Origin of the sequence: Psychrobacter sp. VH5 (genome assembly GCF_050572635.1) — a bacterium.
Classification (GTDB): domain Bacteria; phylum Pseudomonadota; class Gammaproteobacteria; order Pseudomonadales; family Moraxellaceae; genus Psychrobacter; species Psychrobacter celer.
This window is the reverse complement of record NZ_CP192145.1, coordinates 1,878,044-1,901,850: the sequence shown is the minus strand read 5'-3', so window position 1 is coordinate 1,901,850 and position 23,807 is coordinate 1,878,044. Positions and strand designations below refer to the sequence as shown.

The 23,807-nt window shown below is 46.0% G+C and carries 21 protein-coding genes; 8 read left to right on the top strand and 13 right to left on the bottom strand.

Translation table 11 applies throughout. From position 1 onward, the window contains the following. Positions 1 to 40: 40 nt before the first annotated feature. The 4 genes from ACNFVB_RS08005 to tusD all read right to left on the bottom strand — a co-directional run bounded on the left by ACNFVB_RS08005 (position 41) and on the right by tusD (position 1,652). Positions 41 to 385 carry a TusE/DsrC/DsvC family sulfur relay protein gene (locus tag ACNFVB_RS08005; protein WP_430737131.1) on the bottom strand — a complete coding sequence of 115 codons (345 nt, stop codon included), beginning with the start codon at positions 383 to 385 and terminating at the stop codon, positions 41 to 43. After that, positions 382 to 726, bottom strand: coding sequence for a hypothetical protein (locus ACNFVB_RS08000; protein ID WP_289055960.1), 345 nt, complete (start codon positions 724 to 726; stop codon positions 382 to 384). Before ACNFVB_RS08000 ends, ACNFVB_RS08005 begins: the two co-directional genes overlap by 4 nt. Before the next feature lie 135 nt (positions 727 to 861). After that, on the bottom strand, positions 862 to 1,185 hold the full coding sequence (locus ACNFVB_RS07995) for a hypothetical protein (RefSeq protein WP_105245995.1): 324 nt from the start codon (positions 1,183 to 1,185) through the stop codon (positions 862 to 864). A 59-nt stretch (positions 1,186 to 1,244) separates the two neighbouring features. After that, on the bottom strand, positions 1,245 to 1,652 hold the full coding sequence (gene tusD, locus ACNFVB_RS07990) for a sulfurtransferase complex subunit TusD (RefSeq protein WP_105245992.1): 408 nt from the start codon (positions 1,650 to 1,652) through the stop codon (positions 1,245 to 1,247). Positions 1,653 to 1,877: 225 nt separating this feature from the next. On the opposite strand from tusD, the gene glnE reads away from it, so the two are divergent. From glnE to ACNFVB_RS07975, 3 genes are all read left to right on the top strand, one after another. Further along, positions 1,878 to 4,748 (top strand): bifunctional [glutamate--ammonia ligase]-adenylyl-L-tyrosine phosphorylase/[glutamate--ammonia-ligase] adenylyltransferase, encoded by a 2,871-nt coding sequence (gene glnE, locus ACNFVB_RS07985; protein WP_430737130.1) that lies wholly within the window; start codon positions 1,878 to 1,880, stop codon positions 4,746 to 4,748. Positions 4,749 to 4,937: 189 nt separating this feature from the next. Continuing rightward, positions 4,938 to 5,867: a branched-chain amino acid transaminase gene (locus ACNFVB_RS07980; RefSeq protein WP_198337069.1), complete on the top strand. Its 930-nt coding sequence runs from the start codon at positions 4,938 to 4,940 to the stop codon at positions 5,865 to 5,867. A 335-nt stretch (positions 5,868 to 6,202) separates the two neighbouring features. Beyond that, a complete protein-coding gene (locus ACNFVB_RS07975; RefSeq protein ID WP_430737129.1) occupies positions 6,203 to 7,294 on the top strand; it encodes a glycosyltransferase family 4 protein in 1,092 nt (363 codons plus the stop codon). Between the two features lie 12 nt (positions 7,295 to 7,306). Here ACNFVB_RS07975 and ACNFVB_RS07970 read toward each other — a convergent pair whose 3' ends face one another. The 8 genes from ACNFVB_RS07970 to aspS form a co-directional block, all read right to left on the bottom strand. Next, on the bottom strand, positions 7,307 to 7,942 hold the full coding sequence (locus ACNFVB_RS07970) for a YrbL family protein (RefSeq protein ID WP_430737128.1): 636 nt from the start codon (positions 7,940 to 7,942) through the stop codon (positions 7,307 to 7,309). 55 nt (positions 7,943 to 7,997) lie between these two features. Next, on the bottom strand, positions 7,998 to 9,023 hold the full coding sequence (locus ACNFVB_RS07965) for a capsular polysaccharide synthesis protein (protein ID WP_430737127.1): 1,026 nt from the start codon (positions 9,021 to 9,023) through the stop codon (positions 7,998 to 8,000). Next, on the bottom strand, positions 8,956 to 9,816 hold the full coding sequence (locus ACNFVB_RS07960) for a glycosyltransferase (protein WP_430737126.1): 861 nt from the start codon (positions 9,814 to 9,816) through the stop codon (positions 8,956 to 8,958). The genes ACNFVB_RS07965 and ACNFVB_RS07960 overlap by 68 nt, the downstream gene beginning before the upstream one ends. A 212-nt stretch (positions 9,817 to 10,028) precedes the next feature. Continuing rightward, positions 10,029 to 10,796, bottom strand: a complete 768-nt coding sequence (locus tag ACNFVB_RS07955; RefSeq protein WP_430737125.1) for a glycosyltransferase family 25 protein — start codon at positions 10,794 to 10,796, stop codon at positions 10,029 to 10,031. 7 nt (positions 10,797 to 10,803) lie between these two features. Further along, the gene (locus ACNFVB_RS07950; RefSeq protein ID WP_430737124.1) at positions 10,804 to 11,568 is read right to left on the bottom strand and encodes a glycosyltransferase family 25 protein; all 765 of its coding nucleotides are present in this window, start codon (positions 11,566 to 11,568) and stop codon (positions 10,804 to 10,806) included. A gap of 85 nt (positions 11,569 to 11,653) precedes the next feature. Further along, complete coding sequence (locus ACNFVB_RS07945; RefSeq protein ID WP_430737123.1) at positions 11,654 to 12,451, bottom strand: glycosyltransferase; 798 nt, start codon at positions 12,449 to 12,451, stop codon at positions 11,654 to 11,656. Positions 12,452 to 12,633: 182 nt separating this feature from the next. After that, complete coding sequence (locus tag ACNFVB_RS07940; protein WP_430737122.1) at positions 12,634 to 13,593, bottom strand: lysophospholipid acyltransferase family protein; 960 nt, start codon at positions 13,591 to 13,593, stop codon at positions 12,634 to 12,636. 67 nt (positions 13,594 to 13,660) lie between these two features. After that, on the bottom strand, positions 13,661 to 15,487 hold the full coding sequence (aspS, locus tag ACNFVB_RS07935) for an aspartate--tRNA ligase (protein ID WP_430738504.1): 1,827 nt from the start codon (positions 15,485 to 15,487) through the stop codon (positions 13,661 to 13,663). 340 nt (positions 15,488 to 15,827) lie between these two features. Between aspS and sohB the strand changes: the two genes are divergently transcribed. The 5 genes from sohB to ACNFVB_RS07910 all read left to right on the top strand — a co-directional run bounded on the left by sohB (position 15,828) and on the right by ACNFVB_RS07910 (position 21,615). Then, positions 15,828 to 16,802: a protease SohB gene (gene sohB, locus ACNFVB_RS07930; protein ID WP_430737121.1), complete on the top strand. Its 975-nt coding sequence runs from the start codon at positions 15,828 to 15,830 to the stop codon at positions 16,800 to 16,802. A 265-nt stretch (positions 16,803 to 17,067) separates the two neighbouring features. Next, complete coding sequence (locus ACNFVB_RS07925; RefSeq protein ID WP_430738503.1) at positions 17,068 to 18,318, top strand: acyl-CoA dehydrogenase family protein; 1,251 nt, start codon at positions 17,068 to 17,070, stop codon at positions 18,316 to 18,318. 163 nt (positions 18,319 to 18,481) lie between these two features. Then, the gene (locus tag ACNFVB_RS07920) at positions 18,482 to 19,765 is read left to right on the top strand and encodes a phosphotransferase family protein (RefSeq protein WP_430737120.1); all 1,284 of its coding nucleotides are present in this window, start codon (positions 18,482 to 18,484) and stop codon (positions 19,763 to 19,765) included. Between the two features lie 56 nt (positions 19,766 to 19,821). Then, complete coding sequence (locus ACNFVB_RS07915; RefSeq protein ID WP_430737119.1) at positions 19,822 to 20,586, top strand: histidine phosphatase family protein; 765 nt, start codon at positions 19,822 to 19,824, stop codon at positions 20,584 to 20,586. Between the two features lie 159 nt (positions 20,587 to 20,745). Then, positions 20,746 to 21,615 (top strand): SDR family oxidoreductase, encoded by an 870-nt coding sequence (locus ACNFVB_RS07910; RefSeq protein ID WP_105245963.1) that lies wholly within the window; start codon positions 20,746 to 20,748, stop codon positions 21,613 to 21,615. A gap of 111 nt (positions 21,616 to 21,726) precedes the next feature. Here the strand turns inward: ACNFVB_RS07910 and ACNFVB_RS07905 are convergent, their stop codons facing one another. Then, positions 21,727 to 23,427, bottom strand: coding sequence for an AMP-binding protein (locus tag ACNFVB_RS07905; RefSeq protein ID WP_430737118.1), 1,701 nt, complete (start codon positions 23,425 to 23,427; stop codon positions 21,727 to 21,729). Positions 23,428 to 23,807 lie beyond the last annotated feature (380 nt).

The following is a 23,807-nucleotide window of genomic DNA, read 5'->3' as shown; positions in this document are numbered from 1 at the left end:
TGGCTACTGGCTACTGGCCATGGCTGCTATCAACTACAAACTATAAACAGTTCGGCGGTTTGGGCAAGCCTGCCAAGCGATTGACATGGCGCGCCACCAGTCCTGTGTTAAACAGCTGCTGTAGCTTTTGATTGCTGATATCGTACTCGGGCAGGGTTTTTTGTAGCCATTTGATCAGTGGACGGGTGGCTGGTGGGTGGTTGAATTTGGCAAAAAACGCGCGTACCTGCAGCAAAACCTGCAAGTGCTCCTCTGCTAGCTGTACCTCTAAGGTATCGGCTAGCTGCTGGGCGATGGCAGGCGTCCAGATGGTGTGGTCACATAGATGGCCGTCTTGATCCAATTCAATAGCGTGCTGTGCGGCATGGGTTGTATTATCGTTCATAGGGCAATGGTCACCACTTTATCAAATTTAGCATGATTGCTATCGATGCTTCCTGTCAGTGCGACCCATTGTTGATCGCTTAGTATTGCACTGAGTTTGGTATCTAGCTGTAATTGCTCAACGGCGCTGGTCGTGAGCTGCGCGATATCATCGCTCAGCGCATACATAGCCGCGATACCGTCTATGTCTTTGTCAGCCAAATAAGCATTGAGCCAGTCGATAAATGCAGCCGTCGTCCCCAATAACAAGATGCTATCACCGCGCTGCCAAGTGCGAGACATCTCGTCTGTGCAGCGTCTTAGCGTATCCATGCTGCTATGTAATTGATATAAAGTTGCCATGATAATGTCCAAATTATATCCAGCCGCTTGCGTCTATCTATGCCTATGCGTTATCGGTAAGCACAAACGCCAAATGGATGGTGGTTTTTATATAGTTGTGTGAACTTGTACAGATTTTGACAAAGGGTTGAATTATCAAAAGGTTAAGATTTGCTCGAAGTCTGCTGCAGGTATCACTTCTGGAACCAATATCAGCTGTGAGGCCAGATCAGTAGGCAGCATACCTGTGACCCAGCCGCTAAAGACATCGTCAGGCAGCCACGCCGCTGGCATGTCATAGAGCTCAAGCGATTGTATCATCCCGTGCAAACGTGACTCTGGCTGCATCAGCAAGCCAAAGACAGGCGCATCTAGATACAGCTGCACATCATGACCAAAGGTCGCCAGCGTTAGTGCCAACGCGCAGCCTTCATAGCTGGCCATTTCGGTCGGCGTATGCAGCTTAATCAATAATTTCATAGAAATCTCCTACTTAAATGTGCTGATGAGTTGGGCTGAGCTTATATCGCTTGAGGTGATCAAAACTGTATCAACCGGCCATCAGCCTGCATCATCATTGCCAGCTCACTTAGACCGACCAAGGTAAATCCTGCGGCCAGATTATCCCCGCTTAGCTGATGGCGGGCGCTGTTATCGGTATCACTAATACCGCGACCGAGTGCAGTACTGACGCAGACCGGTAGCGACAGCTGATACTGCTCTGCCAGATTTTGCCATGCTTTGGTCATATCAAGCTGGTCTGCCGATTGCCAGCGCAAGCGATTGGCCGTATGTGCGCCGTCGCCATAAAAAAACACGTTTAAGGTATGACTGCTGTCATCTGCTGGGCGCGCGCTGAGATAGGCACGAGCATAACGCAGGGCTAAATGGGCGAGAGGATGGCTGGGATCAGCCGTCACTAACAGCAAAGGGGTCGTGGTGGTCATAGGAGGTCTTATCTATCATTTGTGCTAAAGTGGTTTATGCTACCATAAAGCGGCCAAAAGCAGATAGGATCACTGTGAATGAATGGGGTTTTCTACCAAGTTTACCAGATATAGACATATTAGATGTCGTGATGGGTGCTGGTGACTGCTTCGTAATAAAAAATAATAAACTTATGGGCTAGGTTCACGTAGTCTTATCACTCTATGTAAGGAGTTTCTTTTTCTATGTTACCTGCTATGTCTTCACGCTCGACCCATGGTACAGACTATCAGCCGACCGCAGAGCAGCTGCAGATATTACGCACTGCCAGTGAGTTTGCTTATCAGATTTGGGAGAGTCGGACAGTCTCTTGTCAGACGTTTTTGCGTAGCTATCCGCTGGATCAAACCCTCACACGCCAGCAAATCGATGACTTGATCCAAGACTATACGTTGGATGAAAACTACCAACTCGCTGATGAGGCCAAAGTGATGAGTGGTCTTCGCCATCTGCGCACTTTGCTGATGATGCGCTGGATTTGGCAAGACGCGCTGCACATGATAGCGCTTGAGCAATTGACTGATGAGCTGTCGGAGTTTGCAGACGGCTGTATCTCTTTTGCCAAGAATTATACCTACCAGCATCTGATCAAAAAGTACGGCGAGCCGACTTTTATCAATGCGCAGGGTCAAGTACAAACAGACGACATGGCGATTATGGCCATGGGAAAACTTGGCGCGCATGAGCTGAATTTATCCAGCGATATCGACCTTATCTTTGTCCATCAAGCGCGCGGTGAGACCAATGGCGACAAAACCAAGGGCACACGCAGCATAGACAATAAGCGCTTTATGACAAGGCTTGGTCAAGGCATCATTAAATTGCTTGATAATAATACCGCAGATGGCTTTGTGTTTCGAGTCGATATGCGCCTGCGTCCATGGGGTGATGGCAGCGACTTGGCCATTCATTTGTCTGCGTTACAAAAATACTTTTCATTACACGGGCGCGCGTGGGAGCGTTTTGCTTGGCTCAAGGCTCGTGTGGTCGGTCATATAGAGCCACCATTTTATGAGCAGATACAAGCGCTCATCAAACCCTTTGTCTTTCGCTATTATGTAGATTATAGTGCGTTTTCGGCGCTCAGAGAGATGAAGTCTTTGATTCAAAACCAAGTGGTTCAGCGCGAGGATTTGGACAATATCAAGCTTGGTGCAGGCGGTATCAGAGATATCGAGTTTATCGTTCAGGCGTTTCAGCTTATCTATGGCGGCAGGCACCCACAGCTACAGATCAAATCTTGCCTGCAAGCGATGCAGGCATTGTACACGCTTGAGTATTTAGAGCGTAGTACCTACGAGCAGCTACAAGCAGCCTATCGGTTTTTGCGCCGACTCGAGCATGGCATTCAGGCAATCAATGACCAGCAGACCCAGCGTTTGCCTCATGATCGGCAGTGGCAGCACAATCTGGCGATTACCCTTGGTTTTGCTAATTGGGAAGGGTTACTAAGTACGCTCAACCATCATCGGCACAATGTCAATGTACCCTTTGAGCGTATGGTCACCGAGCGGCAAATACCCGACCACGAAGATACCGACCTTGAGCCGGAGCAGCTAGATGCGCAAATCGCCCGCTTAAATGAGGTGTTGACAGAAGACAATCGTGAGCTGCTACAAGGCTTTTGGCAGTCAAAAATGGTCGCCAATCTGAGCGATGAAGCTCGTGAGCGTTTGGATGATGCTTATCCGGTCATTGTCCATGCCTTGCTTGCTCATCAAGAGCAGCAGCAACTGGCAAACACCGCACTGCCGCGGCTCATCTCCTTACTCGAGGCGATTTGCCGCCGCTCTATCTATTTGGTGATGATCGCCGAAAACCCCAACGCCACCATTGAGCTGATTCCAATGCTCTCAGCCAGCCCTTGGATTGCCAAAGAGCTGGCGCAGTATCCGGTGCTACTCGATACTTTTTTGCAGCAGCGCTATCGTCACCTGCCAGACAAGCTTGAGCTACATGATATTTTGCGGCAACAGTTATTGCGCGTCGAGCCCAATGACGAAGAAAAGCTACTGAGCGTATTGCGACTGTTCAAAAAAAACCAAGTGTTGGCAGTCGCTGCCAGTGATGTATTGGCTGAGCGCCCGATTATGAAGGTGTCAGATTCATTGACCTATATCGCCGCTGTGGTGCTAGAGGCGGCGCTGGAGCGCGCTTTTGCCGAGATTGTCAAGCGCTATGGTTATCCCATTGGCCAAGATGGTGATCCTGTGACCGAGGCGGACTGCGGCTTTGCCATTATCGGTTATGGCAAACTTGGCGGGCTAGAGCTGTCCTATTCGTCAGATTTGGATTTGGTGTTTTTGCACAAGATAAAAGAGCAGGGCATGACCACGGGCGAAAAATCCGTGAGCGGCATGAAGTTTGCGTCGCGCTTGGTACAAAAACTAATGAACTACTTAAATACCCAAACCCGAGACGGCCGCGCTTATGAGATCGACATGCGCCTGCGCCCCTCAGGTAATGCTGGCATGATGGTGGTCTCCTGTCATGCGTTTGAGACTTATCAGATGGAAAAAGCATGGTCTTGGGAGCACCAAGCGCTGGTGCGAGCGCGGGCGATATGCGGTGATAAGCGAGTGACGGCGCGCTTTTGTGAGATTCGCCGAGAGGTGCTATCGCTACCGCGCACGATAGAGCAGGTGCGCACGGAAGTCACCAGTATGCGTATCAAGATGCAAAAACATCTGGGCACCAGTCAGTGGCAGCAGCAAGCGGGTAAGTTTCATCTGAAACAAGACGCCGGCGGGATCATCGATATTGAGTTTTTGGCACAATTTGCGGTATTGGCCTATTCGCATGATCATCCAAGCCTGACTAAATGGAGCGACAATGTCCGTATATTTGAAGAAATGGCCTTGCTTGGTATCTGGGATCAGCAAGTTTGCCAAGACTTGACCGACGCTTATCTCAGAATACGCGCGGCCACCCATCAGTTGGCACTATCCGAGCAGTCGCTATTGGTCGATGAATCGCTATGGAAGGAGACGCGCGCACTGGTGCAAGATCAGTGGCAGCACTTGATGGGGGTGGATGATGCCGAGGATACGCCTTGAGTATTGAGACAATGTACAAACTACTTATAAAAAATTGACAATTGGTTTTCTTAAACCGATTTTCACAACCAAAATGCATTTTTTACCATAAAATAGATGCGGTGGTGGTATCATATACGGTTGATAATCACTGTTAAACAAAACCTACTTAAAAAAGTTAGACGTCAGCGCTAGCATAAGGACTATAAAATGAATATGGCAACACAAGAAGGTAAGCTTTGGATGAATGGCACGATGATCGAGCAGCCCGATGCCAGCGTCCACGTACTGACCCATAGCCTACATTATGGCATGGCAGTATTTGAAGGGGTTCGCGCTTACCAAACTGCTGACAACCGTACAGCGATTTTTCGCCTAAAAGAGCACACTGAGCGCTTGATGGGCTCAGCGAAGATTTTTCAGATGGATGTGCCTTTTGACGCAGCGGCACTTGAGCAAGCCCAGAAAGACGTGGTCAAACAAAACAACTTGGCAGAGGCGTATATCCGTCCGCTGATTTGGGTTGGGGCAGAAAAACTTGGCCTATCATCACGTGATAACAGTATCAATGCCATGGTCGCAGCATGGCACTGGGGCGCCTATCTTGGTGAAGAAGGCATCAAAAACGGTATCCGTGTCAAAACCTCATCATTTACCCACCACATGACCAATGTGACCATGTGTAAAGCCAAAGCCTCGAGCAACTATCCTGTCTCTATCATGGCCAACCAAGAAGTCACCCGCAATGGCTATGACGAAGCCATCCTAATGGATCCACAAGGTTATGTCTGCCAAGGCGCAGGCGAAAACTTGTTTTTGGTCAAAGACGGCGTGCTACATACGCCAGATCTGGGCGGCGGCGCGCTTGACGGTATCACTCGTCGCACTATCATTCAGTTTGCTGAAGATTTGGGTATCAAAGTCGTTGAGCGCCGCATCACGCGTGACGAGTTTTACTTAGCAGATGAAATCTTTATGACTGGCACGGCTGCCGAAGTGACTCCGATTCGTGAATATGATGATCGTACCATCGGCAATGGTGGCCGCGGCCCGTTGACAGAAAAGCTGCAAACCTTGTATTTTGATGTGGTACATGGCCGTAATGAGCAGTATATGGATTGGCTCAGCTTTATTGATTAAGTTTTATTAGTTAAGTCTTAACATGACGCTGTATAAAGAAAGCTAAGACTTTGATGGTCTTGGCTTTTTTTTGATTTGTCATGGGGAAGATGTCGACAAGCTCGCACATATATGATGGATGTTGTATCATAGCTGCGCTTGGCCGCTAATTATTTATTAGCAAGCATCATGAAGCTGCTGGTCATCTGTAGGCCACATTGCCGAGCGTGACACAGTTTTGGCGCAAAAGTGTGCCGGGTAAAAAAATGTGCTGGGTAAAAGCTGGGTAGAAATAGTATAAATCCGCCCCTTTTTTTGGTATTGATCGTACGCCTAATAAAACATTGGAGAAGCCGTTGAGAGTCTTACATTTTGTCACTGGTGGCTTTTCAGGAGCGACGAAAGTTGCTATTGATTTGGTCGAGGCTCATAATCAAATCGAATCAACGGACAATTTATTAGTATTGCGCCGAAAAAAAACGACGGTCGCAGAAAAGCTGACAGAGCTTGAAGAAAAAGGTATCGACTATCAAATAGTCACAGGTAAGACGCACCTTGCGACTGTCCATGAATTAAAAAAACTATGTGAGCAATGGCAACCTGACATATTGGTTGCGCATGGGTTTCCTGAGCATTTACTTGGAAGACGAGCAGGGCTGTTGGCACAAGTGCCTTACCTAGTACAAGTGGAACATAATTCTAAAGAGCGCTACACACCGTGGACGCGACATCAAACACGTAAACTCAGTAAATCCACGGCCGGTATTGTGGCGGTCTCTGAAGGGGTGGCTCAGGTATTGTCTGCGCAAGGTCTTCATGCCCCCATTCATGCCATTCCAAATGGTATCGATACCACTCGATTTGGCGGTGCTCATCCCGTAGCTGTCCATCAAAGGCCGCAAGATCTGATCATGGTAGGGCGCTATGCCAAAAGTAAAGACCATGTTACTTTGATCGAAGCGCTACAGCAGTTAAAACAAAAAGGCGTCACTCCCACCCTGAATCTAGTAGGGAGTGGCCGTAAGCGCTATCAAAAACACATACATGACCTAGTGGCTCGTTATGAGTTACAAGATCAAGTGACCTTTATAGAGTACAGTAGTGAGGTTGAAAAGCTATTGCGCCAACACAAAGTGTTTGTCATGTCGAGCCGTTTTGAAGGGTTGAATCTTGCAGTACTAGAGGCTATGGCCAGTGGCTGCGTCGTAGTAGGCAGTACCGCGATGGGGGTAAAAGAGCTGATTGATGATAAATCAGATGGATTTTTATTTCCTATCGGCGACTCAGCAGCGCTAGCAAATATCTTAGAGACCGTGCTGTCTGATCCAAAAAACTACCAAGCGTTTGCTCATGCCGCAAGAGAAAAAGTCTTAAACCACTATGATAAAAAGCATGTCACTCAGGCATATTATGAGTTGTTTAAGCAGCTGTTAAATCAGTCTGAGTAGTGTTTTATCACTCTAAACATCGGTAGCTTGATAAAAAGGAATTTGACTTTTTATATGGCGCTCGACTTTTCTTATGTTTCGTGTATTGATGGTCTTGCTCATTGATCGAAAAGGTATGATAAGCTTTTCGCCAATACCATCGACCAATACAAACTCTGGTTTCCCTTGTCGCTGTTCGGTGTACATAATGCCAGCAATATTGACCTCTCCAAATACCACGTGCATATCACAACACTCATCAAAAAACTGATCTAATGCTGCCGCGTGACGGTCAGTAAACAGCCCTTCTTTTACCAGATCATAGACTGAGAAGGCCCGACCACTAGGTGAAGTGACTCTCTCGGTGACCAGACCTAGTCCTTGGTCTGTCGCAACAAAACCGTACACCGTCTCGATAGGGAAGGTGAACTTCAACGCTCCATAATGACTTTTACAAAGCTGCAGGTACTGTAGTAGCTCTCTACGAAACTGCCTATAGATGCCTTGGGATCTATGCGCGCGCAGTTTATGCTGCCCAGCTCTACCGCCATCAGGCGTCGCATGCTCAGACTTCATGATTTTGATGATTTTGTTGGTTTCAGAGGGATGCTCGTAGATATCTTTCTGAGTGCCTGCATCTATTTTTTTTAGATTATGAGTAAAGAGCATAACAGTTCTCAGTTATTAGCATAAAAGTCATAAGGTATGAGTTTATTGGAAATTTTTAAGTATTGTTCAATAAGTATTCATAATAAGATCCGGATTTTGTCTCTTTAACGTAGGACATTTTATGAATGCTTGATTGCGAAATAATGTCTTGGTATTCGGATTTATCAAAAGTCTTCTGTAATACAGAAACGAGTAAGTGTGGTTTAGTATCATCTACAATAGCGCATTGATGCTGTGCAAGTTTGTCTGTAATAAGTGTATCAAACAAGATCTGAAAAAAGAAATAGTGAGGTATGTATTCTTGAGTCTGCCAAAAGTTTAACAGTAAATCTAAACAAGTATGGATGACAGGGTTGCCTTTACGAGCAAAAATGACACTATTGAGAAGGTTTACTTTATGGCTACTATTCCAATTAAAATAATAGCCATTAAAACGATGCCAATGCTGTTTATTTTGTGCACTTTGATCACGCTGATACATAAAGAAATCATTATCTTTTAGCATGTTGGGTAGAGGAGCTGTCAGATAAATTGTTGCATCTAACCAAACACCACCGTAAACATCGAGTAATGCCAAGCGTAATAAATCTGCAAAGAATGCGGGCTTGAAGCCGTCAAGATTTTTTTTGTTCCATACAAAGGGAGGTAGGTCTAGGTATTCGTGTATGTTTTCATCATCTAATCGAATGATTTTATAGTCTGCACAGTATTTATCTATTGACTTGAAATATAGCTGCACTGAGTCTGGCAGTGTGTTCTCAGAGAAGCCTTGTCCCCAGTATTGCCAAATTATTTTCTCATGACCAAATTTTTTTTTTGGTTTTAATGAAAAGTTCTGTAGTTTATTATTGTAATATAGCTCAATAAAAGCCTCCCAAGATTTAGCCACTTGGTTTTGCTGTTCAACATCCACCTTTTTTTCCAGTGCTTTACGCTTACTACGCGGTGTGGTTAAGTTGTATAAATAACGATACGGCTTTTTCTTCTTTTTTTTAAGCTGCTTATAACCTTCACTATCTAAAAAAAAGTGACTTGAAATATTGTTTAAATCGATAGGTGAATCTTCTACGAGGTTTGGCATTATTTTTTTTCCACTCTGACGGGGTGATTTTTTCGTTTGTTTCGCTTCTCAAATAAGCATGGCCACCAAAACGGTAATGGGTTTTATCAGAAAACATAAGTTTAGAGGTATTTTTCCAATATTCATTTTCACCTTTAGTAAAATAAGGCGGCAACACCTTAATATCATCACGATCTAAAGCAAATTTATTCAGATGACTTTCATCATGCCATTTAGCAATTATATTGTTCTCAAGGTCTATTTTTGCATTTTTGTTTAGAATGTCACACATATCTAAGAAGTTTTTTGTATTGCCACCTACGATGCCACCCGCAAAATAGAACGATCCTTTGCCATAAGGTATATAGGCTTTTGAATCAATGTTACGCTCGTATGGGAATTTATCTCGCCTCTTATGAAATATATGTGGTTGGAGGTAGAAGGTTAAGTTCTCTTGCCTTTTTAGTGGTAATAAATCGTCTTTATATATATAGGCTAAAAATTCAGTATTACCATTAAAAAAGAAAGTATAATCACAACCTGTAAAAAGATTAGAAGATTTTAGAAATATTTCATATCTCATTAAAGTTATGTAAGGCCACTCTAGCGCTTCTTGTTCAATCATCGTAACATTAGAATAATGGCCTTGTTGACTCAATAGCTCTGTGTTATCAGTAAATAATATATAATGCTTATCACAATCAGGGAGTAAAAACTTCTCAGCTGACTGATAGAAGTATTCCCAAAAAACAGTGTAACGACCGGTCGCAATATAAAGTATGGCTACCGATGGTGTTGAATCTTTATCTGACATAAGATATATCCACAAAAAAGGCCATAATGATAATTGAATCGATTTTTATATGATTTTTATATACAGTTAGATCAATATAAAGAGGATACAGCGGGACTGGAATAAATCTCTTGCCGCATCAAGCGGAGCAGGCACAGCCTGCAAGAAAAATTTGTACCAGTCTATCTTTTTTTATTGAGTAATGATTGAGTAATGACTGTATTGCTGATGGGTTATTTAAATATTAGCTCTTTAGCAAACAATGTTTTTTTTGCTTGACGCATCAGCCGAGAAGTCTCTCTTTTAACTTTGTATAAGCCTGTTTTTTTCTCCGAGTGCATGCGATCTTTACGCTCTTTTATAAGTGCACTAGGGAGCGCTGGAGTTTCTTTGTTTAAAAGCATCTCTTGTATACACAAAGCAGGCATCATCTGATATACAGGTTCTGAGCCGCAAGCGATAAAGTCATCAAACATCAGCTCATCAAGTGGTCGTAGTTGATGATGAGCAAGATAGTCTAGATACTTTTGTGCGCCGTGCAAACTAAGGATATAGCCTGCCGTTCCTAAGTTCTCGCCCTTTAGTTGAGTTATATACCGATTCGTTGACTCTATAGGATACCTATTAGACGATACAAAAACCTTTTTGGTAAAGGCTTCTATCTTAACGATATGCCACTCTGGATTTATCCAATCAGATGAATTTAATAAAAGCTCGGCATCTTCGCCCAAATAAACATCGTCTTCAAAGATTGCCAGATAAGGTATCTGCTCATCAATCATTTTTTGCCAAACTGAGACATGACTCATCATACACGCAAGCTCGCCACCTGTAAGGCTGCTGTTTTTTAAGTTGATTGGCAAGTTTTTGGCGTATGATGCCGCTATATCTGGCGTCAAAGCGTCGAAAAACTCAAAATCAATATGATGGTTTTGGAACTCTTGGATGATATGCTGCCTACGGTCTATAGCAGATTTAAGGCTGATAACGATACTTTTCATATAAGGGCTACTTATGGGAATATGAGTTTTTGATGGCAATACTTTTGTTATGCAGTATTCTTTTTTTCTTTTTTAGGCTATAAGACCAGTCTCTATTCTCCAGCTCTTTGCGTTGGATGTTTTTTGCTTTTGCTTCACTCCAAATATCACTTTCCATATCCGTGGGCGTGACCAACGCTGGCCAAACCCCCAAACCTTTAGCGTTTTGGCTGAGCCAGTTTTGAAAAAACACATCAACTGGCATGGTAATCGTCTTGCCTTTTTCTATAAACTCTGCTGCCCCTTTTCTAGACCATATTAAGCCTAGGCCTAAAATAGGAAAATAATAAGCATGCCACAAAGTATGATTATTAATTTGGGTAATATCTTTTGCTAGCTTTTTTTTATTAGCGGCAATGTTGATTACATGCCACTCTAGATTTTTATTGGTGTACAAAAAATCTAACAGCTGTGTGGTCACGCTCTTAAAGTCATCAGATAGCTGCATATCATCTTCTAAAACGATTAGGTAGTCGGCATCACTCTCTAAAAATGCCGATACACAATGATAGTGGCTAAGATAGCAACCAATCTCGGAGTTTAACAGGCTACGACCGAGCGCTTGTCTTGCTTGCTGATCGTCATAATTCTCAAAACTAGACAGTGGTTTGCCACGTCCGTCAAAAGCAGGAAATCTCTCAAAAATCCAATCGATGCTATCGAGTTGCTGTTTGGCATTCTCTAAGCGCTCATGGCTACCATCAAGGTTGATTAGGTAGGTCTGTACTTTCATTGTTTTCCTCGAGTATTGATATGCTGTGATGCGTTTGTTCTTTGCCGTTATGTATTTTAAACCGTTCAGTACAAATTCGTCACCACTACTGCCAATACTCCTCAAGCCATGGACTTGGCTTTACATGACGGTACCATTTGCCGCCGCCGCCTTTGATGGCATCGGGCGGATTAATCTCACCATGGAAGATGACGATTTTTGCGCCCTCAGGTAGGGTCGGGGCACGTACCAGATTGAATGGAATAGGAGCAATACATTGGTATTTGAAGCTCACGCACCAGTCTTTATCCCAGTACTCTAAATGATGATGCTCGCGCAGATAGTTCGATAGATAAGCCTGCTCATGACGCACCTGCGTGCGAATGGTCTCAAAATTGCGCTCAAAGTTTGCCAGTAATTCAGGGTAGGTGTTTTGTCCCACTTTGAAACGATAGACTGAGCTATTGCCAATCATGCGCCATGGTTTTTTCCAATCACGAATGATAACGACGCTGTCTGAGTGCGCTGCTTGATAGGTAAAAAATCCATCGATATTATCAACGATGACGATATCGATGTCTAAAAATAATGCCACCCCTTTGAGATCATACAGCTCAGGCTTAAAGGTGGTGAGTTTTTTCCAGCCACGCTCAGGGCCCGCAGGTAGATCCAGCTCAGGTATTGGGTAGCATTTTACGGCAGGGTCAATACCTGTACTGTCATCGGTCAGACATACCATCTGAAAGTCCAATGTCAGGTGGCGGCTCACCATATTGTATAGGCGGTTGACGTATTCTGGGCCATACTTATCACCCCATTTCATACAGATGACATAACGCTGCTCGGCTGTATAATCTGGTTGTGTTAGGGTGTCTGATAAGGGCTGGGTTATGTCAGTTGCCATAATGCACTCATATTAAAGTTCAGTAGAGAGTAGATTTATAAAAGTTTAGGTACGTGTTGTATCGGTCATGCAGTATCGTCAAGGATGACGACTGATTTATATTACCATAACCAATGTCTATGGTATTTGCTACTGCTTAACAGATTGTATTATCGTTTTATAGGGTTGTTGCGGGCGAAGACTCAGGGCGTGCAATGAGCGTTCTGCCTGTCATCATCAAGCTGCTTACGATGTTGGTTATTACTACGAATAAAGTCTGCCAAAGCGTTTTTGTCAGCCGTATAAGGGTTGTCTAGCTCAGGGATATGCTTAAAGCGCCGATAGCCCCACGTATAATGACTGCATTTATCCTCAATCATGTGCTGCATGGCCAGATTGAGCGCATGCGCTGCTGTTTTTGCATCGCGATCATACAGCGCTGGATCATCAAGCTTATAGCAATAAATATCAAATCCGCGCCCATCATCACGGCGAATACAAGATAAGCCGACCAGTGCGCATTTGGTTTTACTGGCAAGTTTAGGGGCGAGGGTACTAGTCAAAGTCTCAATACCAAAAAAAGGCACAACCACGCCGCCTGACGGATCAGGGACATGGTCGGGCAATATAATACTAAAGCCGCCTTGCTTTAGAGTCTTAAAGATAGCCTTGACCCCGCTACCATCGGTGGGTACCAGCGTGGCATTTAACCGCGAGCGGCCTTGCAAGATGAAGTCATTGATGACGTCGCCTTTGACTGGTTTATACATGATAGTCGGGGCGCCAAATTGATTGAGCCACGCGTTCATCATCTCCCACGTACCCAGATGCGGGACGATGGCCAGCATACCGTTTGGACTGGCAAGACCTTCTAACAAAATGTCTTTATCGTGGACATCGCGTATCTGCTTGATGCTCCACTCAGGCGGCATCGCCCAGCTTTTGATCGATTCGATACTGGTCAAGCACTGATGATAGATAATCTCTTTAGTCAGCGCTTGTTTTTGCTGGTCTGATAAAGAATCAGCAATCAGCGCCATATTGATACTGACGGTGCGCATGATGCTCAAGCTGGGTATCTTTATGATAACCCAAGCGACAAAACGTGCCACTATCTGCAGGACGGACAGTGGCACGTATTTAAAGATATGGTACGGATTCATGACCACTCACGCAGTGATGAATCCTGTAGTCCGTCAGATAAAGAATAGTTAAACATTATCTGAGGGCTTACTGAGCAGGTCTATTGCTGTCGGCTTGTGCTTTTTCGCGCAAACGAATACCAAGCTCACGTAGCTGCTTGCTATCGACTTCAGCAGGGGCTTGGGTCAATGGGCAGTCAGCAGTTTTGGTTTTCGGGAAAGCAATCACATCACGAATAGAGCTTGCGCCTACCATTAACATTATCAAACGATCCAAACCAAACGCCAAACCGCCGTGTGGTGGTGCACCGAATTTTAGGGCATCAAGTAAGAAACCAAACTTGTCTTCTGCTTCTTGCTCGCCGATACCCAAGGCCTCAAGTACGGCTTGCTGCATATCATAAGTATTGATACGTAAGCTACCACCACCAATCTCAGTACCGTTCAACACCATATCGTAAGCGATAGATAGCGCAGACTCTGGGTTGTTTTTTAACTCTTCAACAGAGCCTCTAGGCTTGGTAAATGGATGATGCATTGACGTCCATTGACCGTCATCGGTTTGCTCAAACATTGGGAAGTCAGTCACCCATAGCGGCGCCCACTCACACGTAGTCATGTCTAAGTCTAGACCGATTTTTTGACGTAGAGCACCTATGGCATCGTTTACCACACTGGCTTTGTCCGCACCAAAGAAAATAATGTCGCCATCTTTTGCACCAGTACGCTCGATAAGGCTAACCAAGACGTCATCAGTCATGTTTTTGATGATAGGTGATTGTAGGCCAGACTCTTTGTCGACGCCGTTGTTGATCAAGCTTACATCATTAACTTTAATATAAGCCAAACCGCGCGCGCCGTAGATACCGACAAACTTGGTATAGGCATCGATTTGCTTACGGCTGAGTGAAGCGCCGCCTGGGATACGTAGCGCGGCCACACGGCCTTTAGGATCGTTTGCAGGACCAGCAAAGACTTTAAAATCAACATTTTTCATCAAATCAGCCACATCGACCAATTTTAATGGAATACGTAAGTCAGGCTTGTCTGAAGCGTAGTCACGCATCGCCTCGGCATAAGTCATGCGCGGGAAGTCTTCAAACTCGACATCAAGCATGGTTTTAAATAGGTGCTTGATCAAGCCTTCATTGATATTCATGATTTCTTCTTCGTTTAAGAAAGAAGTCTCGATATCTACTTGGGTAAACTCTGGCTGACGATCGGCACGTAAATCTTCATCACGGAAGCATTTAGCGATTTGATAATAACGATCAAATCCTGACACCATAAGCAGCTGCTTAAATAGCTGTGGTGATTGCGGCAAAGCAAAAAAGTTACCTGGGCGAGTACGTGAAGGCACCAGATAGTCACGCGCACCCTCTGGCGTAGCACGAGTCAAGATAGGGGTTTCAACATCTAAGAAACCGTGATCGTCGAGATAACGACGAATCGCTGAGGTGGCCTTGGCGCGGAACACCATGCGCTCTTGCATGTGCGGGCGGCGCATATCTAGATAGCGATACTTAAGACGCAAGTCTTCTGATACCGTGGTATTTTCGTCATTCAATGGGAACGGCGGGGTCTCAGATTTGGCCAGTACTTCGATCTCTTTGCCCAACAGCTCAACTTGACCACTGGTCATATTGTTGTTTTCGGTGCCTTCATAACGGCGGCGTACGCGGCCAGTGATTTTTAGCACATATTCAGGACGTACTGCATCAGCCGTTGCGAATGCCTCTGGCGTATCAGGATCGACGACGACCTGCAAGATACCGGCGCGGTCACGCATGTCTAAAAAAATCACGCCACCGTGATCGCGACGACGATGTACCCAGCCTACGACACTGATGGTTTGCTCAAGTAAGCTTTCGGTTACGGCTCCGCAATATTCGTCTCGGTATTCGCTATGCGTCATAGTGCTTTGCGTCATAATATAATTATCCAGTTGTCAGCCCAGTTCGAAATATAATAATGCAGCCATCATTGGCATGGCGCCAGTTAGGCACTGTGCAAAAAAGCACAAATACGCGATTCAGACAAATGGTCATCGCGCAGGCTGCAGTAATTTGGTGTAAACGCATATTATGCCTAATCTGGCATTGTTATACAACTAGCGGTTGCCAGAGTATCTACGTTAAATAATGTCATCGTGCTTGAAAATACAGCCAATCGGGCACATATCAGCTGCACATTAATAACAGCAACATTATCATTATATCTACTGACATATCTACCGACTTGAGGAAATGACCATCATGCTATTTCATCCACCCAAAAACCCTATCGAGCTAAAAGTACGCCATCTAAACGAAGCGCAAAAGCAGCGCCGTGAAGATTTGATGGAGGCCACACAAGGCAAAGCCGCCCTCAAGCAGTTCAAAAAAGCCATGGCAAAAAAAGCCAAACAAGCGCTAAAGGCAAAAAATAAGAAAAAAAACAACGAAAGCAAACCACAGGTCTTTGTGCTGGACTTTGATGGAGATATCAAGGCCACAGCCGTCAAGCATCTGCGTGAAGAGATTAGCACACTGATTAGCACCGCCAACAAGGGTGATGAAGTAGTGGTGCGTTTAGAGTCGGGCGGCGGCTTGGTGCATGGTTATGGGTTGGCTGCGGCACAGTTGGTTCGTCTAAAAGATGCCGGTCTAACTCTGACTGTCTGTGTTGATAAAGTCGCGGCGAGTGGTGGTTATATGATGGCTTGTGTGGCTGATAAAGTGGTGGCTGCTCCGTTTGCTGTGATCGGCTCGATCGGGGTGGTCTCTCAATTGCCAAACTTTCATAAATGGCTCAAAAATCACGATGTCGATTATGAGATGTTTACCGCTGGCGACTACAAACGTACCGTGACGGTATTTGGAGAAAACGACGCCGAAGACCGCGCCAAGTATCAAGAAGAGCTTGAGCAGACGCATGCGCTGTTTAAGCATTTTGTCAACACTTACCGCCCAGCTCTAGACTTAGAAAAAGTCGCGACAGGCGAGCACTGGTATGGCGAAGATGCCTTGACGCTAAACTTGGTCGATGAGCTACAAACCTCCGACAGCTATATCTTGGCACGGATGGAAGACAGTGAGGTGTATGCCCTGCATTCAAGGCAAAAACCAACGCTCGCAGAAAAGCTGGGGTTGGCGCAAGCAGCAGAGGCGACTCTACATGTGGCGCTCGACAAGCTGCCAGATGCCTTGGCGCGCTTTGAATCGAACAGTCGTTTAAATATTCTAAAATAACATGAAATATCAAAAGGTTGTTTAGTCTTCAGCTCTGCAGGCTTTATGATTGACTGATAAAGTGTTTGTGTTTTGTAAAAGGCGTGGCCTAGCTGGTCGCGCCTTTTTTGCTGTTTATTGATAATCACTGTGTTATAAATGTAGCGGACAAAACAGAGTATACGTACGTACACTATAATGTTTTATTAAAATTTCGATGTGAAATTTATAAGAGTCATTAACCATAAGTAGAGAAAAGGAAGTCACTATGTCTAGTCAAACCCTGATGTTTACCGCAACAGAACATGGTCAGGCCATGTATGCCAAAGTCAAAGCGTTCATCGAGACCCATATCGAGCCAATAGAAGCGCAGTTTTGGCAAGATTGTCATGCACAAAACCCTGATGGTGACTGGAGCACATGGCAGTGGCCCGAAAAATACGAGAGCTTGCGTAAGCAGGCACGTGACGCTGGATTATGGAACCTATTTTTGCCAGATGATGAGCTGGGTGCTGGCTTGTCTGTCACCGACTATGCGCCGATCGCTGAGCTGACGGGCCGCAGTTTGCTGGCCCCTTATGTATTCAATTGCAATGCACCTGACAGCGGCAATATGGAGTTGTTATGGCGTTATGGCTCAAAAGAGCAGCAAGACCAGTGGCTTACGCCGTTGTTAGAAGGTAAGACGCGCTCGGTGTTTTGTATGACCGAGCCGGAGGTGGCCTCCAGTGATGCGACCAATATGCAAGCGACGGCGGTGGTCGAAGGTGACGAAATCGTCATCAATGGCAGCAAGTGGTGGTCGTCAGGTCTGGGTGATCCTGCAGTCGATGTATTAATCGTCATGGCCTATACCCCTGATGAGAATAAAGACCGTCACCATCAGCACTCGATGGTACTAGTACCGGCAAAAACCGCTGGCGTCAAAATCGAGCGTATGCTCAAAGTATTTGGTGATTATGATGCGCCGCATGGTCATGGAGAGGTCAGCTTTAATGATGTGCGTGTGCCAGCCAGTCACTTTATCGGCGGGCCGGGTATGGGCTTTGAGATAGCCCAAGGCCGCTTAGGGCCAGGCCGCATTCATCACTGTATGCGCTGTATCGGTGCGGCTGAGAAGTCGTTGGAGCTGGCTGTCAAACGCGGCATGGCACGGACGGCTTTTGGTAAGCCACTAATCCAGCTGGGCGGTAACTTTGAGCGTATCAGTGATGCTCGGGTTAAGATTGACCAAGCACGCTTATTGACACTATACGCGGCGCAAAAAATGGATGCCCAAGGCACCAAAGCGGCACTCACTGAAATCTCTGCGATAAAGGTCGTCGCACCCACAGTATTACAAGAAGTGGTCGATATGGCGATTCAAATCCATGGCGGTATGGGTGTGTGCCAAGACACGATGTTGCCGTCATTTTATGCACAAGCTCGCGCGCTGCGTCTAGCTGACGGGCCTGATGAAGTGCATAAAACCATGATTGCCAAACTTGAGCTAAAGCGTCAAGGTTTTGGCCGCTCGTCGAAACCTGCTAAATCTTAATATAAGAGTAGGGCGCGTTGCACATTCATAACGTGTTGAACATTCACAAATAGGCACTGCTAATCGCTAAAATGGTGCTAGACAAGGCGCAAAGCGACGATAATGCAGATACCTTACCGTAATGATTGATTACTTTAATTGACCACATGATAAGGAACATCTTATGGCTACTGATACTCATGCCAACTCTACTGACAACGATGACCAGTCACCGAGCAACGTCCTAGATAAAGGCGGCGCAGTGCGCGAAGGCGAAGAGCTGGATGCTCACGCGGTCAGCGACTGGCTACGCGAGCAGGGCGTTGATATAAAAGGCGAGCCAACAGTCACTCAGTTTTCAGGCGGCGCATCAAACTGGACGTACCGGCTACAATATGAAGGCACGGGTGCAGAGCAAGATTTGATCTTGCGTCGTCCGCCAAAAGGCACCAAAGCCAAGTCGGCGCATGACATGGTGCGTGAGTACACGGTACAAAAAGCCTTAAAAGACGCTTACCCTTATGTGCCAAATATGGTGGCGCTATGTACCGATGAGTCAGTCATCGGAGCGGATTTTTATGTCATGGAACGTATGGAAGGCATCATTCCGCGTGCCAATCTGCCCAAAGGGATTGAGTTAGATGAAGCGCAAACACGCGCATTATGCACCAATGTCATCGACGCCTTGATTGATCTACATCAAGTAGACTATAGCGCGTATCCTGACTTGGTCGAGCTTGGCCGCGGTGAGGGCTACTGCGAGCGCCAAGTAACAGGCTGGGATAAGCGCTATGTCAAAGCCAAAACACCCAATGTGCCAAGCTTTGCGTTGGTGCGTCAATGGCTGACTAAGCACACACCTGCCGATAGTAAAACTTGCTTGATTCACAACGACTGGCGCTTTGATAATGTGATCTTAGATGCCACGGATCCAACCAAAGTCATTGGTGTGCTCGATTGGGAAATGGCGACTTTGGGCGATCCGTTGATGGATTTGGGCAGTGCTTTGGCTTACTGGATAGAAGCCGACGATAACATGATCATGCAGCAGTCCCGCCGTCAGCCCACGCATTTAAAGGGCATGATGACCCGTGAGGAAGTGGTGGATTATTATCTGGAGCGTACGGGTCTACAGATAGACAACTGGACGTTTTATGAGGTGTTTGGGTTGTTTCGCTTAGCGGGTATCGTACAGCAAATTTATTATCGTTATTATCATAAACAAACCACCAACCCTGCCTTTAAAAACTTTTGGATTATCGTCCATGTCTTGCATGCCAAGTGCTTAAAGCTGATCGCTCAGTATGAGGGCGAGGCGTTGTTTACCAGTCACGTGCAGCCGCATTTAGCAGACATGGGCGTCGATGCTGCTACCATCGCACAGCTACCCAGTCCTGTACAAAAAATTGTCAAAAGTATCTTACCAAAAAGCTACTTTACCCAGACGTCGTCATCGGTGGACGAGTAACGCGCTGATACGCCGCTAACAAATACCGTTGGATTAATAACAAAAGGCAGCATTTTATGACCACCATACTTCTGGCACGTCATGGTCAGGCGTCCTTTGGGCAAGCAAACTACGATCGGCTCTCAGAGCTGGGCGGTATTCAGGCGCAGATGTTAGGTGAGCATTATGCAAACACCCAGCGCCATATCGATGCCATCTTTACCGGCAGCTTGATCAGGCAGCAAGACTCAGCGCGGCACTTTTGGCAGCGCTATCAGTCTTTTGCGAGCAGGGATCAAAACCAAACGCCGCCGCTCGTATCTGCCATTGACTTAGACAACACGGATCGCCATGTCTTGCCGCAGTTTGATGAGTTTAATCATCAAGACGTCTTGATGAAGTCTCATCCAGCTTTTGGCAATCGCGCGGCAATCGCGGCCGAGATTGCGCAAGCAGAGGTCCCATCTAAGCGTTTGGCCGAGCTGTTTGATCAAGCGATGCAGCGCTGGCATGGCGGCGAGTGCGATGATGACTATCTAGAGAGCTGGCCACAGTTCAACGACCGCGCCCAGTTGGCGCTCGAGCAGGTACGACAAAAAGTGGTGGATATGAGCCTAAATCGTGACAGTACGGTGCTGGTTTTTACCTCAGGTGGCGTGATCGCGGCCATCACAGCTCAGCTATTAAAGCAGGGCAGCTCAACGGCTTATCAGATTAATAAAAGTCTGGTCAATACTGGGGTGACGGCGATCACGTTTAAAAATGAGCGAACGCGTTTGCTGTCTTTAAATGAGTATAGTCACCTGTTTTCAGCAGGCAAAGGGTTTGTGACGTGGCGGTAAGCTGGTATCTGACGGCATGGATACGCTATAGTAGGACAACAGCGCTCGCGGCTGCGGCTAAGGACGAATGCCATTCTCTATGATCGCCGCGTATCATCCGCTTATCTTGTCTGATGATAAAACAAGCGTTATTTCATTATAAGATATCAAGGACTGTCTATGCAAAATCATATTTTAAAGGTCGTCAAGCAAAATGCCGAGCAGCGCAAGCGGCAGATATTAAGCGCGCTATACCCGGATCGGTATCTAAAAAAACGCAGCAAACAACAAGTCGGGCGCGGCAAAACCGTACTCATCACAGGAGCCAGCTCAGGCTTGGGTGAAGGGATGGCCAGACTCTTTGCCAAGCTTGGTTATAATTTGGCGATTTGTGCGCGCCGTACCGATCGCCTAGAGCGTTTAACCTCAGAGCTAGTGGCAGAGTATCCGGACATTCGGGTCGAGTATCGCGCTTTGGATGTGAGCAACTATGACGAGATATTTTCAGTGTTTGATGCTTTTGCTGCGGACTTCGATGGTATCGACCGTGTGGTCGTCAATGCGGGTGTGGGAGATAGCCGCCGTATTGGTAAAGGCCGTTTTGAAACCAACCGTCATACAGTCGAGATCAATTTTATATCCGCGCTGGCACAGTGTGAAGCGGCGATGAATATCTTTCGCGCACAAAACAGCGGCCACTTGGTGGTGATTTCTAGTATGTCGGCCATGCGTGGTTTGCCCAAACACCTAACAGCGTATGGTGCAAGCAAAGCGGGGCTGGCGCATCTTGCAGAGGGTATTCGTGCTGATATGCTACTTACCAATCTGCCCATTCAGGTGTCTACGATTTATCCAGGCTATGTGCGTACCGAGATCAATGAAAACGCCAAACCGCTGCCGTTTGAGGTCAATGCCGAAACGGGCACCAAAGCCATCGTTGCCGCCATTGAGGCTGAGGTAGAAGAAGCCTGTGTACCAAGCTTGCCGTGGTCGGTGGTGGGTAAGGCGATGAAGCATCTGCCATTACAGGTGGTCAATAAGTTCAGTTAGCATCTCACTTAAAACGCAAATACAATAAAAATATAAATAGACAAAAAAAGCCCTCTATATCTGTATAGAGGGCTTTTTACGCTGCAGTATCCGCAGTGTTAGACGCTTTGACTAAAGCGTTTGCGGGTTGTCGAGTTGATGCTGTTCGCGCAGCTTTTGCCGCAGTACCTTACCGACGTTACTCTTTGGTAGCTCGCTGACAAACTCAATATGACGTGGGCATTTGTAACCCGTTAAGTTGTCTAGCGCAAACTCTTTGATGGCTTCTTTGGTGACATTGTTGTCCGCAGGCACCACATAGATTTTGACCGCTTCACCTTGATGCTCATCAGGGATACCTATCACCGCACAGTCGACAATGTCGTCGCAGTCAAGCATGACAGACTCAATCTCATTAGGAAAGACGTTAAAACCAGAGACCAAAATCATGTCTTTTTTGCGATCGAGTAGGGTAAAGTAGCCTTTTTCATCCATACTAACGATATCACCAGTACGGAAGTAACCATCGCTAGTAAACTCTTTACTGTTGTCTTTATTAAAGTAGCCTGAGGTGACATTTGGGCCTTTGATACACATCTCGCCAGCCTGATGGGGTCCTAGGCGCTCACCGTTTTCGCCAACGACGATAATATCGACGCTCGGGACAGGAATACCAATAGTGCCATTAAATTTACGATCTGTGATGACATTGGCCGTACCAGCGGCCACGCCTTCGGTCATCCCCCAACCTTCAACCATCGGGCATCCTGTCACATCCAGCCAACGTGCCGCTGTTTGTTCGGTTGCCGCCATACCACCTGCCTGCGAGATACGTAGCGAGCTAAAATCTAAGTCTTTAAAGTTTGGCTGATCCAGCAAGCCTTTAAACAAAGTATTAACCGCTGGAAAAATATGGAAAGGCTGTTTTGATAAGGTTTTGACAAATCCTGGCATATCGCGCGGATTAGGAACCAAGATAAAGGTATAACCTGAGCGCATGCCAAGCAAGCTAAGCATAAAGGCAAAGATATGATACAGCGGTAGCGCCATGACCATATTGATATACACTTCATTGATCTCAGAGGTGACCGGACGATACCATGCTTCTGACTGCATGGCAGCAGCGACGACGTTACGCTGAGTTAATACCGCACCTTTTGATAGTCCTGTGGTACCACCAGTATACTGCAAGATAGCCGTTTGGCTTAAGCTGGTTTTTGAGGGCTGAAACGGTAGACTCTTGCCTTTTTTTAGGACATCAGGGAATTTGGTGACGTTATATTTAGGATCATTGAGGTTGTACTTAGGTACCAAGCGTTTGACTTGACGGATAACGGTATTGACCAAAATACCCTTAAGCCCCATCATGTCGCCCATTTTGGATAAAACAATACGTCTAATGGCCGTCTCTTCGATGACCTGCTCGAGCGCTTGGGCAAAGTTATCTACCACAAAGATAACTTGCGCACCTGAATCGTTGAGCTGATGGCGCAGCTCGCGGCCAGTGTATAATGGGTTGATAGGCGTACATACGTAGCCTGCCCGCAAGATACCGATCATCGTGGGCAGATATTGCGGCACGTTTGGCATCATCAATGCCACCACGCTACCTTTGGGGATTCCCTGCGACTGTAGCCATGCGGCGACGGCCAATGAGGCTTTGTCGACGTCATCATACGTGTGTGTCACGCCCATACAGACACTCATAGGGTGCATACGAAAGCGGTTAAAACACTCCTCGTATAGCTCGATGAGGCTGTCGTATTGATCAGGGTCGATGCTCTTTGGTACGTTTGCTGGATAATGAGCAAGCCAAGGCTTATCTGTAGTCATATTTAGCGTCCTTAATTTTGATATAAGTTAAGGTTCTATAAGAAAGTAGTCACATCCTTGTCAACGATATGCGCTCAATCACTGAGTGCGATATGGTCGAGTGCTATCCTATCTATTACTGACTGCTAACATATGGTGGCCTTTGTACAATGGTGTTTAACGATCAAAAATGCTGGTTTGAATGGGTTAAACGATTGATTGTGTACCTCGCCGTCATGCGAGGTCAAATAAAACATATATATGGTAAAACGACGATATTCTGTTGTTTTAAGGAATGTTTTCTCTAATTAAAGCAACAGAATAGCACGTGACATATTTCGGCAATACATTAACACAACTACAACGTAAGTCGATATTATTATACTAGAACTTCTTAGTAC